The 16,773-nt window shown below is 66.9% G+C and carries 16 protein-coding genes; 4 read left to right on the plus strand and 12 right to left on the minus strand.

Annotation, left to right across the window (positions count from 1 at the left end; translation table 11 throughout):
- Positions 1-18 precede the first annotated feature (18 nt).
- Positions 19-939 (plus strand): M20/M25/M40 family metallo-hydrolase, encoded by a 921-nt coding sequence (locus QO010_RS00945; protein ID WP_307344753.1) that lies wholly within the window; start codon positions 19-21, stop codon positions 937-939.
- Here QO010_RS00945 and QO010_RS00950 read toward each other — a convergent pair.
- The gene (locus QO010_RS00950) at positions 936-2,198 is read right to left on the minus strand and encodes a cation:proton antiporter (RefSeq protein WP_307344755.1); all 1,263 of its coding nucleotides are present in this window, start codon (positions 2,196-2,198) and stop codon (positions 936-938) included. The two genes, QO010_RS00945 and QO010_RS00950, sit on opposite strands and share 4 nt — an antisense overlap.
- A gap of 96 nt (positions 2,199-2,294) precedes the next feature.
- Entirely contained in the window at positions 2,295-4,505 is a 2,211-nt protein-coding gene (gene purL / locus QO010_RS00955; protein ID WP_307344757.1) for a phosphoribosylformylglycinamidine synthase subunit PurL, read from the minus strand.
- Between the two features lie 167 nt (positions 4,506-4,672).
- Here purL and QO010_RS00960 point away from each other — a divergent pair, with 167 nt between their 5' ends.
- Positions 4,673-4,855 carry a hypothetical protein gene (locus tag QO010_RS00960; RefSeq protein WP_307344759.1) on the plus strand — a complete coding sequence of 61 codons (183 nt, stop codon included), beginning with the start codon at positions 4,673-4,675 and terminating at the stop codon, positions 4,853-4,855.
- Between the two features lie 101 nt (positions 4,856-4,956).
- Here the strand turns inward: QO010_RS00960 and QO010_RS00965 are convergent, their stop codons facing one another.
- From QO010_RS00965 to purC, 6 genes are all read right to left on the minus strand, one after another.
- Complete coding sequence (locus QO010_RS00965; RefSeq protein WP_307344761.1) at positions 4,957-6,864, minus strand: CocE/NonD family hydrolase; 1,908 nt, start codon at positions 6,862-6,864, stop codon at positions 4,957-4,959.
- 39 nt (positions 6,865-6,903) lie between these two features.
- On the minus strand, positions 6,904-7,428 hold the full coding sequence (locus QO010_RS00970) for a hypothetical protein (RefSeq protein WP_307344762.1): 525 nt from the start codon (positions 7,426-7,428) through the stop codon (positions 6,904-6,906).
- Positions 7,429-7,512: 84 nt separating this feature from the next.
- Positions 7,513-8,175 (minus strand): phosphoribosylformylglycinamidine synthase subunit PurQ, encoded by a 663-nt coding sequence (gene purQ, locus QO010_RS00975; RefSeq protein ID WP_307344765.1) that lies wholly within the window; start codon positions 8,173-8,175, stop codon positions 7,513-7,515.
- 100 nt (positions 8,176-8,275) lie between these two features.
- Entirely contained in the window at positions 8,276-9,418 is a 1,143-nt protein-coding gene (locus QO010_RS00980) for a hypothetical protein (protein WP_307344767.1), read from the minus strand.
- Positions 9,419-9,434: 16 nt separating this feature from the next.
- Positions 9,435-9,674: a phosphoribosylformylglycinamidine synthase subunit PurS gene (gene purS, locus QO010_RS00985; protein WP_307344769.1), complete on the minus strand. Its 240-nt coding sequence runs from the start codon at positions 9,672-9,674 to the stop codon at positions 9,435-9,437.
- Positions 9,675-9,743: 69 nt separating this feature from the next.
- Entirely contained in the window at positions 9,744-10,502 is a 759-nt protein-coding gene (purC, locus tag QO010_RS00990) for a phosphoribosylaminoimidazolesuccinocarboxamide synthase (protein ID WP_307344771.1), read from the minus strand.
- Between the two features lie 234 nt (positions 10,503-10,736).
- Between purC and QO010_RS00995 the strand changes: the two genes are divergently transcribed.
- Positions 10,737-11,054, plus strand: a complete 318-nt coding sequence (locus QO010_RS00995; protein ID WP_307344773.1) for a DUF1476 domain-containing protein — start codon at positions 10,737-10,739, stop codon at positions 11,052-11,054.
- Here QO010_RS00995 and QO010_RS01000 read toward each other — a convergent pair.
- Together QO010_RS01000 and purB are read right to left on the minus strand one after the other, a co-directional pair.
- A complete protein-coding gene (locus QO010_RS01000; RefSeq protein WP_307344775.1) occupies positions 11,051-11,542 on the minus strand; it encodes a DNA-deoxyinosine glycosylase in 492 nt (163 codons plus the stop codon). The genes QO010_RS00995 and QO010_RS01000 overlap by 4 nt on opposite strands.
- On the minus strand, positions 11,539-12,849 hold the full coding sequence (purB, locus tag QO010_RS01005; RefSeq protein ID WP_307344777.1) for an adenylosuccinate lyase: 1,311 nt from the start codon (positions 12,847-12,849) through the stop codon (positions 11,539-11,541). Before purB ends, QO010_RS01000 begins: the two co-directional genes overlap by 4 nt.
- A gap of 122 nt (positions 12,850-12,971) precedes the next feature.
- Here purB and QO010_RS01010 point away from each other — a divergent pair, with 122 nt between their 5' ends.
- The gene (locus QO010_RS01010; RefSeq protein ID WP_307344779.1) at positions 12,972-13,493 is read left to right on the plus strand and encodes a DUF1993 domain-containing protein; all 522 of its coding nucleotides are present in this window, start codon (positions 12,972-12,974) and stop codon (positions 13,491-13,493) included.
- 240 nt (positions 13,494-13,733) lie between these two features.
- On the opposite strand, the gene QO010_RS01015 is transcribed toward QO010_RS01010, so the two are convergent.
- Together QO010_RS01015 and QO010_RS01020 are read right to left on the minus strand one after the other, a co-directional pair.
- Positions 13,734-15,323, minus strand: a complete 1,590-nt coding sequence (locus tag QO010_RS01015) for a spinster family MFS transporter (protein WP_307344781.1) — start codon at positions 15,321-15,323, stop codon at positions 13,734-13,736.
- Positions 15,324-15,394: 71 nt separating this feature from the next.
- Entirely contained in the window at positions 15,395-16,762 is a 1,368-nt protein-coding gene (locus tag QO010_RS01020) for a spinster family MFS transporter (protein WP_307344783.1), read from the minus strand.
- Positions 16,763-16,773 lie beyond the last annotated feature (11 nt).

Consider the following 16,773-nt stretch of genomic DNA (forward strand, 5'->3'; position numbering starts at 1 on the left):
CGGTATGGAGCGGCGAGGATGTTGCGGCGACTGTTGCTGGCGGGGCTGGCGCTGGGAAGCCTGGCCATGGCGTCCCTACCGCCGAAGGATGCCGACCGCCTGATCGACGACGTCCGCATCCTCGCGGCCGACGACATGCAGGGCCGGCTGGTCGGCACGCCGGGCTCGGCCAAGGCGCGGGCCTATATCCTGCAGCGGTTCGCGGAGATCGACATCGTCCCGATCCTGCCGGCAGGCTTCGAGCAGCCGTTCGATTTCTCCCACAGGGGCGAGCCGGGCAAGGGGGTCAACATCGTCGGCCAGATCGTCGGGACCGATCCCAGCCTGCCGGTGCTGGTGGTCAGCGCCCACTACGACCATCTGGGGATCCGGGACGGCGAGATCTACAACGGCGCCGACGACAACGCCTCGGGCGTCGCGGGACTGCTGGCCATCGCCCAGGCCTTCAAAGCCAAGCCGCCCCGACACACGGTGATCTTCGCGGTGTTCGACGCCGAGGAGGAGGGGCTGAAGGGCGCCAAGGCCTTCGTGGCCGCCACGCCCGTGCCGTTGGCGCGGGTGGCGCTGGACCTCAACCTCGACATGATCGGGACCAACGACAAGAACGAGCTCTATGTCTCGGGCGCCTTTCCCTTCCCCTGGCTGCGCGGGCGGCTGGAGGCGCTGGCGGCCGATGCGCCGGTGACTTTGAAGCTGGGCCATGACGATCCCAAGCTGGGCGCCGACGACTGGAGCGACCAGTCCGACCAGGGGGCGTTCGGGGCGGCCGGCCGCCCGTGGGTCTATTTCGGGGTCGAGGACCACCCCGAATATCACAAGCCCGCCGACAAGTTCGCCACCATCCCCCAGCCCTTCTTCAAGGCCGCGGTGGCGACGGTGGTGGCCGCGGCGCTGGCGTTCGAGGCGGACCTGGACGCCATCGCCGAGCGGAAAGGCTAGGCGTCCTCGCCCCTGTCGAGGGGCAGGCCGTAGCCGGTCTTCAGGGCCAGCCGCTCCATGGTCAAGCTCTGGACCAGGATGGAGAAGACGATCACCCCCAGGGTGGCGGCCAGGATCGGCGCCCGCTCGGGGCCGTCGGGCAGGCTGAGGGCCATGGCCAGCGACAGGCCGCCGCGCACCCCGGCCCAGGCCAGGACATTGCTGAGCTTCAGCGGCAGGCGCAGGGCGAGGCCCGGCAGGGCGATGACCAGCCAGCGGGCGGCCAGCACCAGCAGCGGGGCGGCGACCAGCAGGGCCAGCGCCGGACCGGTCAGGTCGAGGCGGAAGGCCTCCAGCCCGACCAGCAGGAAGAGGATGGCGTTCAGGCCCTCGTCGGCCACATGCCAGAAGGGGTGGATGTAGCGCAGGGAGGCGGGGCTCATGCCGCGTTCGGCCCACTTGGAGCCGACGATCAGCCCGGCGCAGACCACGCCGATGGGGCCTGACAGGCCGAGATTGAGGCAGACGGCGTAGGTCAACACGGCGGCGGCGATGGTGACCAGGGTCTCGGTGGCCCAGTCCTCGACCGCGTGGATCACCGCCACGGCGACGGCCCCGACAGCCAGGCCCAGCAGGGCGCCGCCGAACGCCTCGATCAGGCCGTGGCCGATCAGGGCCATGGGCGGCTCGGCGTCGGCCCCTTGCGCAAGGGCGACCGCCAGAGCCAGGCGGAACAAAACCACCGCCAGGCCGTCGTTGAACAGGGCCTCGCCCTCGAGCTGGGCGCGCAGTTCCGGCTGCAGGGCGGTGCGCTTGGTCATGGCCAGGACCGCGATGGGGTCGGTGGGGCTGATCAGGGCCCCGAAGACCAGGGCCCAGGCGAAGGGGATGGGCTGGCCGACCAGGGCGGTCAGGCCCCAGAAGCCGGCGGCGCAGAGGATCAGGGTGGCGGCCGTGCCGAGGGTGGCGAGGGCGGCGGTGGCCCAGCCTCGCCGGGCGAGGGCGGCGAGGTCGACGTTGAGAGCGCCGGCGAAGAGCAGGAAGGCCAGCATGTAGTCGAGGACGAGCTTGGAGAAGTCGATGCTGTCCAGAAGGGTGGCGAAGACGTCGCTCGCCTGCGGCCAGGCCAGCCGCGCGCCCTGCGCGAGGGCGGCGACCAGCAGTCCCAGGATGAGGAGCCCCGCCGCCGCCGGGAGCTTCAGGAGCTTGGCGTTGATCCAGCTGGCGGCTGCCGCGAGGGCGAGGAGGCCGGCGGCGAGCTCGAAGGGGGTGAGGGTCATGGGGGGATACTCACCTGTCCCTGGTCCCGCGTCGATCTAAACTCACCCCCGTCTCCCCAGCTTTCGCTGGGGATATGGGGTTGGATGGGTGGCGGATCAGCCTGCCATATAGGCCGGCATCCAGCCCTCGTGGGCTTCCCGCAGCTTGGTTACCGGAATATCGAACCGGCCCGCATAGCTCAGCGATTCGCCGCCGACCTTCGCCACCGGCGCCGCCCAGAGGCCTGCCGCCAGCGTCCGGTCGGTGACCGCCTGTTCACCGCCGGCCTCGACCGCCACGACGTAGCTGGCCTGGGTCTCGCCGAACAGGAAGGCGTGGTCGGGCAGGGCCGCGCCGGCTTCGATGGCGACCCCCTGGCCGCTGGCCATGGCCATGTCGGCCAGCGCCGTGACCAGACCGCCATCGGAAAGGTCGTGCACGGCATGCACGGCGCCGGCGGCGATCAGGGCGCGAACCGCGTCCCCGGTCCGGCGCTCCAGGGCCAGGTCGACGGCCGGCGGGGCGCCGTCCTCGCGGCCCAGGACCTCGCGCAGATAGAGGCTGGCCCCCAGTTCGCCCCGGGGCGCGCCGATCAGGATCAGGCGGTCGCCGGCCTTCAGGCGGCCATAGCCCATCCGCTTGCCGTAATCCTTGAGCAGGCCCACCGCCCCCACGGTCGGGGTCGGCGGGATCGCCGCGCCGTTGGTCTCGTTGTAGAGGCTGACATTGCCGCTCACGACGGGGAAATCCAGCGCCCGGCAGGCCTCGGCCATGCCGTCGATGGCGCGGACGATCTGGCCCATGATCTCGGGCCGCTCGGGGTTGCCGAAGTTGAGGTTGTCGGTGATGGCGATGGGCTCGGCGCCCACGGCGGTCAGGTTGCGCCAGGCCTCGGCGACCGCCTGCTTGCCGCCCTCGTAGGGGTCGTTCTGGACATAGCGCGGGGTGCAGTCGCTGGTCACCGCCAGGGCCTTCCTCGTGCCGTGGACGCGGATGATGCCCGCGTCATGGGCCGTCGAGCTGTCGGCCAGGGTGTCGGCCATGACGTGGCGGTCGTACTGCTCCCACAACCAGCGCTTGGAGGCGCCGTCCGGGCAGGCGATGACTTTCAGCACCGCCTCCTGCCAGTCCGTGGGGGCGGGGACGTCCTTGAGGACCGGCTGCTTGGCGGGCTCCGTCCAGGGGCGGTCGTACAGGGGCGCGTCGTCCGACAGCGGGGCCAGCGGCAGGTCGCAGACCACCTCGCCCTTGTGCTTGAGGACGATATGGCCGGTGTCGGTGGTGAAGCCGATGACGGCGGCGTCCAGGCCCCATTTCTCGAAGATGGCGTGGCCGTCGCGCTCGCGGCCGGGCTTGAGGATGGCCAGCATCCGCTCCTGGCTCTCCGACAGCATCATCTCGTAGGCGGTCATGCCGGTCTCGCGCTGGGGCACCGCGTCCAGGTCCAGCTCGATGCCGACCCCGCCCTTGCCGGCCATTTCCACGGAGGAAGAGGTCAGGCCCGCCGCGCCCATATCCTGGATGGCGGCGACCGCGCCGGTGGCCATCAGCTCGAGGGTGGCCTCGATCAGCAGCTTCTCGGCGAAGGGGTCGCCGACCTGGACGGTGGGGCGCTTTTCGTCGCTGTCCTCGTCGAACTCGGCGCTGGCCATGGTGGCGCCGTGGATGCCGTCGCGGCCGGTCTTGGAGCCGTAATAGACCACCGGCAGGCCGGCCGAGGGGGCGGCCGAGTAGAAGATCTTGTCGGCGTCGGCCAGGCCCACGCACATGGCGTTGACCAGGATGTTGCCGTCATAGCCGCGGTGGAAGTTGGTCTCGCCGGCCACGGTGGGCACGCCCACGCAGTTGCCATAGCCGCCGATTCCCGCGACGACCCCGGCTACCAGCCGCCGGGTCTTGGGATGGCTGGGATCGCCGAAGCGCAGGGCGTTCAGCAGGGCGATGGGCCGGGCGCCCATGGTGAAGACATCGCGCATGATGCCGCCAACGCCCGTGGCGGCGCCCTGGTAGGGCTCGATGAAGCTGGGGTGGTTATGGCTCTCCATCTTGAAGATGCAGGCCTGGCCGTCGTCGATATCGATGACCCCGGCGTTCTCGCCCGGCCCACAGATCACCCGGGGGCCGGTGACCGGGAACTTGCGCAGGTGCTTGCGGCTGGACTTGTAGGAGCAGTGCTCGGACCACATCACCGAGAACACGCCCAACTCGACCGCATTCGGCTCGCGGTTCAACCGCTTGACGATGACGTCGTATTCCTCCGGCTTGAGGCCATACTCCAGCGCGGTCTGCGCCATGGTCTTGGGCGGGGGATTCGCGGTGTCGGTCATGGGGGCGGCTTCTAGCGTGACCGGGCGATGGGCGCCACCTCGTGCGAGGTCGGCGGGGCGACATCGGGGTCTCGCAGGCGTGATTCCAGGCGCCGGAACGGCCGGACTCGCTCGCCGTTCTGATCCTGCGGCTCGCGGAGGCCGCGCGTAACCAAGGGAGAGCTCGAATGGCCGACAACAACACCCCCCAGCAGCAACCCAACAATCCCCAGCGCCAGGCGCCCGACCAGCAGCAGCAACAGGGCGACAAGCGCCGCGAAGGCGAACTGGACGAGGCCGGCCGCAACCCCGGCGGCGAAGCGAACCAGGGCGACCGCGACGAGCAGACCGACATCGAACGCGACGCCTGACGTCGCTCCTATCAACACGGAAGGAGGGCCGGAGCGATCCGGCCCTTTTTCTTTGAGCGGCGAACGGCCAAGCCCTTCCCCCGCTGGCGGGGAAAGGGCTTTTACTTCAGCGGCACAACCGGCAGCGAAATAAAGCTCCCCTGCGCCCCGCCATGGAACACCCGCTGCGTCGCCTTCTGATAGTCGGCCGGCTGGGCGAAGAAGATGTTGTCCACGAACTTCTGCGGGTTGCGGTCGTAGAGCGGGAACAGGGTCGACTGAATCTGCACCATGATCCGGTGACCGGGCAGGAAGACGTGGTTGGCGTTGGGCAGGACGAAGCGATAGGCCTGCACCTGGCCGGCTGGGATGGGGCTGGGTTTTTCGAAGCTGTCGCGATAGCGGCCCCGGAAGATCTGGATGCCGATGGGCAGCTGGTAGCCGCCCATCTCCGGCTGTGACGGAACCTCGTCGGGATAGACGTCGATCAGCTTGACCACCCAGTCGCTGTCGGTGCCGCTGGTCGAGGCGTAGAGGTTGACCGTCGGGGCGCCGGCGATGCGCACCGCCGTCCCCAGCGGGGCGGTCTGGTAGACCAAGACGTCGGTGCGGTCGGCCACGAACCTCTGGTCGGTCAGCAGCCAGCGCCGCCAGGCGTCGCCGTCGGCAAAGCGCACCGGGCGGGGCAGGTAGGGGACGGGCTTGGCCGGGTCGGAGACGTATTCGTCATAGCCTTCGGCCGCCGGCTGGAAGCCCAGGCCGAAGTCAGCCTCCAGATAGAGTGGCGTCATGGCGGTCGGACAGCCGCTGTCGCAGGCCAGGGGCCAGCGGTCGTAGCGGCCCCAGCGGTTGGCCCCGGTCTCGTAGAAGAACACCGGCGGCGTGGCGGCCTTGGGGGCGCCGTCCTTGAGATACTGGTCGAAGAAGGGTTTCAGCACATCGCGCCGGAACTGCAGGGCCGTGTCGCCCTCGAACTTCAGCGGGCCCAGGGTCGAGCCCTCATAGTTGACCCCGCTGTGGCGCCAGGGGCCGAGCACCAGGAAGTTCCTGCTGTTGTCGCCGTCCTTGGGCTCGGTGGCGGCGTAGCTGTGGACTGCCCCCCACATGTCCTCCTGGTCCCAGATGCCCTGCACCCACATGGTCGGCACCTTCAGCGGCTGAGCGGCCAGGATGCGGTCCAGGGCCTGGCTCTGCCAGAAGCCGTCATAGGCGGGATGCTCGGTGACCTTCTTCCACCAGGGGATCTGTTCCAGCCCCGCCGCCTTGGCATAGGCCCCGGCCGAGCCGGCCCGGCGCAGGGCCTCGTAATCGTCATAGCCGTCGCGGATGATGGGATCGCCCTCGCCCCGGGCAATCATCTGGCGGGTGAAGAAGTCGAGGTTCACCTGCCGGAAGGCCCCGTACTGGAACCAGTCGTCGCCCATCCAGCCGTCGACCATCGGGCTTTCGGGGGCGGCGACCTTGAGGGCCGGGTGGGGGTTGATCAGGGCCATCACCACGGTGAAACCCTCGTAGGACGAGCCGATCATCCCAACCTTGCCGTTGGACTCAGGGGTGTGCTTGACCAGCCAGTCGATGGTGTCCCAGGCGTCGGTGGAGTGGTCGACCTTGGAGCCGTTCAGCGGCCCGACCAGGGGACGGGTCACCACGTAGTCGCCCTGTGACTTGTACTTGCCGCGCACGTCCTGGAAGACGCGGATATAGCCGTCGGCGGTGAACACCTCGTCGCCCTGCGGCAGGGTGGCCAGCATCGAGGGGCTGCGGTTGCGCTCGACCCGCTTCTTGGCGTTGTAGGGGGTGCGGGTCAGCAGCATCGGCGCGGCCTTGGCTCCAGTGGGGATGACCAGCACCGTGTAGAGCTTCACCCCGTCGCGCATGGGGATCATCACCTCGCGCTTGATGTAGTCGGCCTGGCCGGCGGGCCATTCGAACTTGGGCGGGATGTCGGGGGTGAGGGGCGGCGTTTGGGCCGAAGCGGCGCCGCAGAGGATCAGGACCGCGGCCAGGGCGGCGAGGGGACGCGAGAGCATGGGCGACTCCGGAACAGCTGGGCCGGAGCCTAGACCCGCCTACCGCCCCGTGGCCAGCCGGCGCAGGCCCCACACCGCCGCGACCAGGAACGGCGCGACCGTCACCAGGAAGAACAGCCCCGCCGCCGCCATCCCCGGCAGCACGATGCCGCCCGCCCGCACCGGCGGCAGGTTGCCGCTCAGCGCGTTTTGCAGCCAGGGCCAGCCCAGCAGGGTGGCGAACAACAGCCCCGCGACCGCGACCACCAGCCCGGCCACCCGGCCGGGACGCAGGGCCGCCAGGGACGCGACCAAGGCGATCAGGAAGATGCCGCCGGCCGTCGCCGCCAGCATCCAGCCGGACGGGGCGCTGAGCATGCCGAACTGGTAGCTGGTGAGGCTGGGATCGATCATCCCGCGCACCGGGGCGGCGGTGTTCAGCATGGCCACGACCAGGAAGGGCAGGGACACCAGCATCCCGCCCGCGCCGGGCTTGCCCGCCGAGCGGCCCATGAACCAGAGCAGCAGCAGAAGCGCCGAAACGCCCAGCGCGAAATAGCTCCAGTTGAACTGCGACAGGTCCATTTCACGCTCCCCCACTCAGGCGCGAGACCCTGGTCCGCCGCGGCCAGACGGCCAACCGGATTCGCCCATCAGGCGCTTAGAAAGTCAGGCGCTGGCCAGCACGCTCTGGAACAGCAGCGCCCCATCAGCCGAGCCCAGGTCCGGCTCGAACGCCCGGTCGGGGTGGGGCATCAGGCCCAGGACGTTGCCGGCCGGGTTGACGATGCCGGCGATGGCCCGGGCCGAGCCGTTGGGATTGTCCTGGTAGCGGAACACCACCTGGCCCTCGCCCTCCAGCCGGTCGAGGGTGGCGTCATCGGCGAAGAAATTGCCCTCGCCGTTGCCGACGGTCATCACCGCCTCGCGCCGGCCCTGATAGGCGGCGGTAAAACGGGTCTGGCCGTTGACGATGTCCAGCGCCACCGGCTTGCAGACATATTTCAGCCCGGCGTTGCGCAGCAGGGCGCCCGGCAGCATGTGCGCCTCGCACAGGACCTGGAAGCCGTTGCAGATGCCGACCACCGCCACGCCGCGCTCGGCGGCGGCCTTGACCGGGGCCATCACCGGCGACAGCGCCGCCATCGCCCCGCAGCGCAGATAGTCGCCGTAACTGAAGCCGCCCGGCAGCACGATGAGGTCGAGGCCATCGGGCAGGTCGCTGTCGCCATGCCAGACCATCTCGACCCTGGCCCCGGTCGAGCGCTCGATGGCGACGGCGCAGTCGCGGTCGCAGTTGGAGCCGGGGAAGACGATGACGGCGGCTTTCATGGGCGGGCGCTTACCATCGTTTGTGAGTCAGGGCGATCAGAAAGACAACGCAGCGAGATCGGCATTTGGTGCGACGTATGGAGCCGATGAGATTGGAGCACTAGATCCGCCGCATCTTCACCGCACCAGAAAAGTTGCGAAGATTTTGAACGAAATATTTCGGAGAATTTCCCTCAACCAGTTTATCCAAAACAAAAGTATCAAATGCGCTAGTAACGTTCCCAATTATCGGTATAAATCCAAGAGATTGAAAAATAAAAAATCGGATAATCTTGGTCATGGGTCGCTCAAGCGGAGAAATTTTATGAATTATATCCATATACCGTTGGGTATACTCCTCTGGATTTGTGACTATTTGACTCTTAAACCATTCGCGGAATTGAACGGCTTCTGGACTGCAGGTGACCTCGATAAATTTGCGGGCGATCTTCGAGTCACTCATCACGTCAGGCGTCAGGTCAGCGACACCTGCCAAATTGATCAAATTTTGAAGCCCGCTCTTAGTTAGATCGACGGCCGAGTTTGCCAACTTGAGGGATACGGAATCGCCAATTGGGCAAGTTGTGCTCAGGGCATCAGCGTATTCCCTAGATGAGAGATACATCTCCAGATTAGACCGGGCCAAAGCCAGTAGAGTTGTCGCTGCGGATCGAGAGGGAGGCGTGTTTGGACCGTAGATTTGGACGTTTCTGGGGTCGCCTGGCATCTTGAGTAGGTCGGGGTATTGAGTTCTAAACTCATCGCGCCACATCAAGGTTTTTTCAAAATCTGCGTATGTAGCGGATCTAATCTCAGAAAGAAGATCCAAAGTTTGAATCTCTTTGGTGCGTTCCGCGACTATATGAGAGAGCTTAGATGAAGTTGCGTAAGGCAGTTCAAGTGAGTGAATAGACTGTTGAATTGACGCTTCCATTGGCGCGTACGCGGCAACGCGGCGTTGGGCGTCGTGTATTGTCATCAACCCAGCCCCGCTATCTCCCCAACTTAGAGCAAGCGTGCCAATGGTTCTTACAAATCTAACTCGATCATTTTTCAATAGAAGAATAAGATTGTCTGCGCCAATAGATCGCGTAATCGTTCTTAGTACTGTAAAGTCTTCTATCGGGATTACAATTTTGTCGTGTAAGATCAAGAAATCGCAAAGAGCCCGGGTTGACCGAGATAAATTCACGAAATCTTCTGCGACATGACTGCCGTCAACCAGAAATGGTACTGCCAGATCAGCCGCGAATATGATCGTCATTGCTGGAGTTGGTAAATCATTCCACCTCGACCCGGTAGGTCTCGATCACATTGTTGGCCAGCAGCTTGTCGCACATGGCCTTGACCTCGGCTTCGGCGGCGGCCTTGTCGGCGCCGTCCAGGTCGAAGGTGATGGTGCGGCCGACCCGCACCTCCCGGACCCCCGGCCAGCCCAGGCCGTGCAGCGAGGCCTCGACCGCCTTGCCCTGCACGTCCAGCACGCCGGGCTTGAGGAAGATCTGCACGGTGGCCTTCATGGGCGGGTCTCGCGGCGGTGTGGGGTTGGCTGTGGCGTTATAGGATTCACCCCGCCGCGCCAAGGCGAGCTAGTGCAGCCCGCCCTGAATCACCGTCGGCATCTCTTTCATGATGCCCAGCCGGCGGGCCACCTCGGCATAGGACTCGATCACATCGCCCATGTCGCGGCGGAAGCGGTCCTTATCCAGCTTTGTCTTGGTGGCGGTGTCCCACAGGCGGCAGCTGTCGGGGCTGATCTCGTCGGCCAGGATGATGCGGCTGTAGTCGTTTTCCCAGACCCGGCCGAACTCGATCTTGAAGTCCACCAGCGTGATGCCCACCCCGCCGAACATCCCGCACAGGAAGTCGTTGATGCGCAGGGTCATGGCCATGATGTCGTCGATCTCCTGGGTCGAGGCCCAGTTGAACGCGGTGATGTGCTCCTCGGCGACGAGGGGGTCGCCCAGCTTGTCGTCCTTGTAGCAGAACTCGATGATCGAGCGGGGCAGGGCCGAACCTTCCTCCAGGCCCAGGCGCGTGGAGAGGCTGCCGGCGGCGATGTTGCGGCAGATGACCTCCAGGGGGACGATCTCGACCTCCTTGATCAGCTGCTCACGCAGGTTCAGCCGCTTGATGAAGTGGGTGGGGATGCCGATGGCCCCCAGCCTGGTCATCACGAACTCGCTGATGCGGTTGTTGATGACCCCCTTGCCTTCGAGAACCGCCTTCTTCTGGGCGTTGAAGGCGGTGGCGTCGTCCTTGAAATACTGGATCAGGGTGCCGGGCTCGGGGCCTTCGTAGAGGATCTTGGCCTTGCCTTCGTAGATCTTCTTGCGGCGGGTGGTCATGCGTTCTCCTCGCTCACGCGGAGTCGGGGGGCGGGCCGGGAAACAAAAAAGCGCGCGGCGTGGTGGCCAGCGCGCGTGTCCGACTCACGGCCGCTTGGATGTTGGTCAAGCGCGAAAATAGCGGAAGCGGCCCCCCGGCGCAAACAACGGGCTGGGGATATTGCGTCGCAGCATGATTGCCCGGAACCGCCGGGCAGGCTATCAACCCCGCGGCTACCGCCGCTAGAGAGATACATGACCAGCTTCGACGATCGCGAAAAGGGCTTCGAGCGCAAGTTCGCCCTGGACGAGGAACAGGACTTCAAGGCCACCGCCCGCCGCAACCGCATGCTGGCCGAGTGGGCCGCCGGCCTGATGGGGCTGGAAACGCCGGACGAATATATCCGGGCGGTGATCAAGTCCGACTTCGAACAGCCCGGCGACGACGACGTGCTGCGCAAGGTGTTCGGCGACCTGAAGGGCTCCGGCGTCGCCGCGACCGAGGGCGAAGTGCGGATGAAGATGGACGAGCTGCTGGCCGTGGCGCGCGAGCAGATCAAGGCGGGGAACTAGGGCTCCAGCCCTTCCCTCAAGAGCTTCCAAACCGCCAGTTTCTCCGCGAACGGCCTGGTGAAGGCCGGGCTCGATGACGGCAGGTCGATCAGCCGCAGCGGCGTCTCGCCCAGCGCCTTGCGGCCGAGTTTCGCCGCTGTACCGCCGTTAAAGCCGACCATCTGCAGTTCGGGCAGCCGCGCGATCAATCCCGCAAGGTCATTGGCCTCGTGATTCTTGATGGCGGTGTCGAGGCTGCCGACGCGATGCGCCGCGCCGATCACGTCCCACAGCGCCACCCTGCGCTGGCGCAGCCGTTCCAGCCGGGCCTCGTAGGGCAGGGGAACCAGATCCTCGTCCAGCACCGCCCCGATCAGCCGCCAGAAGGCGTTCTGCGGATGCCCGTAATACTGCGCCGCCGCCAGCGACGCGTCGCCCGGCAGGCTGCCCAGGATCAGCAGCCGCGCGTCCGGCCCCGCGACCGGCGGCAGGCCGGCCTTGCGGGTCACGCGCCTTCGCCGAACACCCGGGCGAAGATCGTGTCGACATGCTTGAAGTGGTAGCCCAGGTCGAACAGCGCCTCGAGTTCGGCGTCGGTCATCGCTTTCGACACGACCGGGTCGGCCTTCAGCAGTTCCAGGAACCGGCCCTCGCCCCGCCAGACCTTCATCGCATTGCCCTGCACGGCGGCGTAGGCGTCCTCGCGGGAGATGTTCTTCTGGGTCAGGCCCAGCATCACCCGCTGCGAATGGACCAGCCCGCCCAGGCGGTCGAGGTTCTTGAGCATATTGTCGGGATAGACGACCAGCCGCTCCATCAGGCTGGCGGCCCGGCGCAGGGCGAAGTCCAGATGGACGGTGGCGTCGGGAGCGATGCCGCGCTCGACCGAGGAGTGGCTGATGTCGCGCTCATGCCAGAGGGCGACGTTCTCCAGGGCCGGGACCACCGCCGAGCGGACCAGCCGGGCCAGGCCGGTGAGGTTCTCGGTCAGGATCGGGTTGCGCTTGTGGGGCATGCTGCTGGAGCCCTTCTGGCCGACCTCGAACGGCTCCTCGGCTTCCAGCACCTCGGTGCGCTGCAGATGGCGGATCTCGATGGCCAGCCGTTCGATCGAGGAGGCCGTTACGGCCAGGGCCGCGAAGAAGGCGGCGTGGCGGTCGCGCGGGATGACCTGGCTGGAGACCGGCTCGACGGCCAGGCCCAGCTTCTCGGCGACATGGGCCTCGACGCGGGGATCGACGTTGGCGAAGGTGCCCACCGAGCCGGAGATGGCGCAGGTCGCCACCTCGAAGCGGGCCATGGCCAGCCGCTCCTTGGCCCGCTGGAACTCGGCGTAGTGGCCGGCTAGCTTGAGGCCGAAGGTGGTCGGCTCAGCATGGATGCCATGGCTGCGACCGACGGTGGGGGTGTATTTGTGCTCGATCGCCCGCCGCTTGATGGCGGCCATGAGCAGGTCGACGTCCTCGATCAGCATGTCGGCGGCGCGGCTGAGCTGGACGGCCAGGCAGGTGTCCAGCACGTCGCTGCTGGTCAGGCCCTGGTGCAGGAAGCGCGCTTCCGGCCCCACCACCTCGGCCACGTGGGTCAGGAAGGCGAGGACGTCGTGCCGGGTGGTCCGCTCGATCTCGTCGATCCGATCGGCGTCCCAGATCGCGTCCTTGCCGCCGGCCCAGATCGCTTCGGCCGCCGCCTTGGGGATCACCCCCAGTTCGGCCATGGCGTCGGCCGCATGGGCCTCGATCTCGAACCAGATGCGGTAGCGGGTCTGCGGCGACCACAGGTCGGCCGCCTCGGGTCGGGCATAGCGAGGGATCATGGCGCCCGCTTCGCGCCGTCACGCCCCGATGTCAAGGAAGGGACTGGGGAAAGGCGGGTGACAGACCGGCGTTTGGCGGTTATCGGTCAGGGTGAGTTTTTCAAAAGGACGGGGAAAAGACCATGGGCACTTCGCTGTATGATCTGAGCGTCGGCAACTACCTTCAGACTCTGACCGCCGTGTCGGGCTTCCTGGGGAGGGGCCTCTCGCACTGCCAGGACAACGGCATCGACCCGGCCGAGATCGTCGAGACCCGGCTGCACGGCGACATGCTGCCCTTCCGCTTCCAGATCGTCTCGGTCTGCCACCATTCGCTGAACGCCCTCAAGGGCGTGCAGGCCGGCGAGTTCGGCCCGCCGGGCGCGGTGGGAGAGCTGGACTATGTGGCGCTGCAGAAGCTGGTCGCCGACACCATCGAGAGCCTCAAGGCGCTGAAGGCCGACGACATCAACGCCCTGGCCGGCAAGGACGTCACCTTCGCCCTGGGAACGTTCAAGCTGCCGTTCACCGCCGAGAACTTCATCCTGTCCTTCTCGCTGCCCAACTTCCATTTCCACGCCACCACGGCCTACGACATCCTGCGGTCGAAGGGCGTGCCGCTGGGCAAGCGGGACTATCTGGGGCCGCTGCGGCTGAAGATGTAGGGCTACTCCTCCCCCGGCGGGGGAGGACGACCGCGCCAGAGCGCGGTCCGGTGAGGGTTTCAGGGCCGTGCGGCGGTCAGTTGTGATTATCTGAAAACCTGTGGGCCAGGAGCCAAGCACAACGGCCGGGGAAACTCGGCTGTTGTCACCGCACGGCCTCCGACACCCTCACCTGGCTGCCCACGGGCGCGCTGCATGCGCGCCTCGGGGCGGCCGTCCGCCCCCGCCGGGGGCGGAGCCTTACGCCTTCTGCGCCTCGCCCCGCTCACGCATGTGCTTGGCCAGGCCGATGGCGCCCAGGAAGTAGTGTAGCGAGGCCCACAGGTAGAAGCAGATCGACAGGATGATCCCCTGCCGGGCCGAGTTGGCCAGGGTCGCCGAGCAGGCCGACACCAGGTCGGCGCCCGAGCCCTTGGGCGCGATGCCGCCCGGACAGGCGGTGTTAAAGCTGGCGCCAACGTCGCCGCCGCCGAAAGCTCCTGCCAGAGAAGACAGCACGCCCTGGCCGCCGCCGTGGTTGAAGTTGTACTGGCTCAGGACGTCGATCAGCCAGCCGGTGAAGGGCGGGCCGCCGCCGAGCGCGATCAGGTTCAGGAAGAAGAACAGCAGGGCCGTGGCCGTCGCCCGCCGGCGCGGCTCGACGCTGTTCTGCACCACCCCGAAGGTCGGGCCCAGATAGGTGTAGTGGAAGACGCCCGGGATCAGCAGGATCAGGGCCGCCGCCTTCCAGTCGGGCTGCATATAGGCGGCGATGTAGATGGGCGTGGCGATCATCAGGCCGAAGGCCGGCACCAGCGAGTACCAGACCGGATTGCGCTTGCCGAGGCGATCGCTGGCCAGGCCGCCCAGCAGGGTGCCGATGCCCGAGGAGAAGCCCCCGACCAGGCCGGTGATCAGCCCCACCGCCGCCAGGCCCAGGGCGAAATGGCCGGCCGGGGTGGAGAACACCTGCAGCCAGGTCCACTCGCTTTCGCCATAGCCCTTGCCGAAGGCGGTCAGGAAATAGCGCGGCACGAAGGCGCCCGAGCCGTAGGAGCCGAACGAGGCGATGGTCACGCCCAGCACCATGTTGACCACCGGCCATTTGGTGAACAGCGTCTTGGCGACGCTCAAGAGTTCGGCGAACTCGTGCAGCATGCCCTTGACGAAGCCCAGCCGTTCCGGCGGCGCGGCGGGGGTGACGTCCTCGGCCAGGACCGGGTGTTCGGGCATTTCCGAGTGGCCGCGCGGCGGCTCGCGCATGACCAGCCAGACGATGACGCCCAGGATCAGGCCGGGCAGGCCGACCACCATGAAGGCGACCCGCCAGCCGAATTCCTGCGCCAGCCAGCCGCCAGCCACGGCGCCGAACATGCTGCCCAACGGAATGCCGAACGAATAGATCGACAGGGCCGTGGCGCGCTTGCGGGGTTCGAAATAGTCGGAGATCAGCGAGTGGGATGCGGGCGAGCAACCCGCCTCGCCGATGCCGACCCCGAACCGGCAGAGGGCCAGCTGCACGAAATTGTTCGCAAAACCGCTGAGGGCCGTGAAGCCCGACCAGACCACAAGCGAAATGGAGATGATCTTCACCCGGCTGAACCGCTCGGCCAGCCGCGCCACGGGGATGCCCAGGATCGTGTAGAGCAGGGCGAAATACAGCCCGCCCAGCAGGCCCAGCTGGGTGTTGTCCAGCTTCAGCTGTTCAGCGATCTGCGGGCCGATGGTGGCCAGGATCGTGCGGTCGATGAAGTTGAAGGTGTAGGCCGCCAGCAACAGCGACAGGACCACGCTCTTGTAGCCGGTGGAAAATAGCGGCTTGGCGGCCCCCGGCGCGGTGGCGTCAGTCATGTGGCGTGTTCTCCCCGAACGCTCGTTTTAACCAATGTAGACGGATCGCCCGCCGGGCCGCCATGGGTAATCTAGCTGACCATCTCTTCGCGGATCGTCCGCCGGGCCCACAGGAACAGGCCCACCGAACCCAGCAGGGTGAACGCGTTGATGATCATCGCTGCTCGCAAACCTTCCGCGACGCCCAGGCCGCCGGTCTTGGCCATGAAGTCCGACAGCCAGCCCAGGAAGGTCGGCCCGCCGCCCAGGCCGATGATATTGATGATGAACAGGATGAGCGCCGCCGCCGTGGTGCGGGTCTCGGGCTTTACCAGGCTCTGCACGCTGCCATAGATGGGGCCGTACCACATGGTGTTGCACAGGGTCGGGATGGTCAGCAGGAACAGGGCCGCCGTGCCACTGGGGTGCATGATGCCCAGGATGTAGAAGGGGATGGCGATCGAGGTGGCGATGGCCGGCATGGTGACGTGCCAGCGCAGGTCGCGCCTGCCCAGCCGGTCGGCCAGCATGCCGCCGAACCAGGTGCCGAACACCCCGGCCGTCCCGCCGATCAGGCCCAGGGCCAGGCCCAGGAAGCCCTTGGGCTTCATGCCGAAGTCGGCGGCCAGGCCGGCCAGTTCGGCGGTGTGGTTACGGAAATAGAACGAGCCGATGAAGGCGTTGCTGGCATAGCCCTGGAAGGCCAGCAGGCTGGCGGCGAAGGCCATCAGCCAGAAGGTCTTCTTGGTCGACAGCTCGCGCACGGCGTCCATGATGCTGGGCCCGGCCGCCTGGCGGGCCGCCAGGTCGGCCTTCAGCCTGTTGCGCGGCTCGATCAGGGTGAAGGCGGCGATCAGCGCCACCACGATTCCCGGCGCTCCGGCGATCAGGAAGGCGGCCCGCCAGCCCCAGAGATCGGCGATCACCCCGCCCAGCGCCATGCCCAGGAGCGAGCCGATCGGGGTGCCCAGCGAATAGATGGCCAGGGCCGAGGAGCGCTTCTCGCGGGGGGTGTAGTCGGCGATCAGGCTGTGCGAGGGCGGACTGCAGCCGGCCTCGCCGATGCTGACCCCGATGCGGGCCAGGACCAGCTGGATGAAGTTGGTCGACAGGCCGCACAGCATGGTGAAGCCGCTCCAGGCGGCGATGGCCGTGCCGATGATCCACGGCCGGTTACCGCGCTCGGCCAGCCGGGCGATGGGGATGCCCAGGGTGGTGTAGAAGATGGCGAAGGCCAGGCCCTGCATCATGCCGATCTGCCAGTCCTGCAGATGCAGCTCTTCCTTGATGGACTCGGCCAGGATGTTGACGATCTGGCGGTCCAGGAAGTTCAGCGAATAGACCACGACCAGGAGGGTCAGAGCGTAGCGCCGATAGGCCGTGCTGATGGGGTGAAGCGCATCGGTGACGGACGGGCTGGCCGCCGCGACGGGCGGTTCGGGCACAATGGCCTCGGTCATCGGACGTTTCC

It is taken from the genome of Caulobacter ginsengisoli (assembly GCF_030814835.1).
GTDB lineage: Bacteria > Pseudomonadota > Alphaproteobacteria > Caulobacterales > Caulobacteraceae > Caulobacter > Caulobacter ginsengisoli.

Coding starts and splice junctions, on each gene's coding strand:
- QO010_RS01015 (WP_307344781.1), bottom strand. CDS start 15,323: ATGACTGACGCCACCGCGCCGGGGGCCGCCAAGCCGCTATTTTCCACC.
- QO010_RS00945 (WP_307344753.1), top strand. CDS start 19: ATGTTGCGGCGACTGTTGCTGGCGGGGCTGGCGCTGGGAAGCCTGGCC.
- QO010_RS00980 (WP_307344767.1), bottom strand. CDS start 9,418: ATGACGATCATATTCGCGGCTGATCTGGCAGTACCATTTCTGGTTGAC.
- QO010_RS00995 (WP_307344773.1), top strand. CDS start 10,737: ATGACCAGCTTCGACGATCGCGAAAAGGGCTTCGAGCGCAAGTTCGCC.
- QO010_RS00970 (WP_307344762.1), bottom strand. CDS start 7,428: ATGGACCTGTCGCAGTTCAACTGGAGCTATTTCGCGCTGGGCGTTTCG.
- QO010_RS00950 (WP_307344755.1), bottom strand. CDS start 2,198: ATGACCCTCACCCCCTTCGAGCTCGCCGCCGGCCTCCTCGCCCTCGCG.
- QO010_RS01020 (WP_307344783.1), bottom strand. CDS start 16,762: ATGACCGAGGCCATTGTGCCCGAACCGCCCGTCGCGGCGGCCAGCCCG.
- purB (WP_307344777.1), bottom strand. CDS start 12,849: ATGATCCCTCGCTATGCCCGACCCGAGGCGGCCGACCTGTGGTCGCCG.
- purC (WP_307344771.1), bottom strand. CDS start 10,502: ATGACCACCCGCCGCAAGAAGATCTACGAAGGCAAGGCCAAGATCCTC.
- QO010_RS00965 (WP_307344761.1), bottom strand. CDS start 6,864: ATGCTCTCGCGTCCCCTCGCCGCCCTGGCCGCGGTCCTGATCCTCTGC.
- QO010_RS01010 (WP_307344779.1), top strand. CDS start 12,972: ATGGGCACTTCGCTGTATGATCTGAGCGTCGGCAACTACCTTCAGACT.
- purS (WP_307344769.1), bottom strand. CDS start 9,674: ATGAAGGCCACCGTGCAGATCTTCCTCAAGCCCGGCGTGCTGGACGTG.
- QO010_RS00960 (WP_307344759.1), top strand. CDS start 4,673: ATGGCCGACAACAACACCCCCCAGCAGCAACCCAACAATCCCCAGCGC.
- purQ (WP_307344765.1), bottom strand. CDS start 8,175: ATGAAAGCCGCCGTCATCGTCTTCCCCGGCTCCAACTGCGACCGCGAC.
- purL (WP_307344757.1), bottom strand. CDS start 4,505: ATGACCGACACCGCGAATCCCCCGCCCAAGACCATGGCGCAGACCGCG.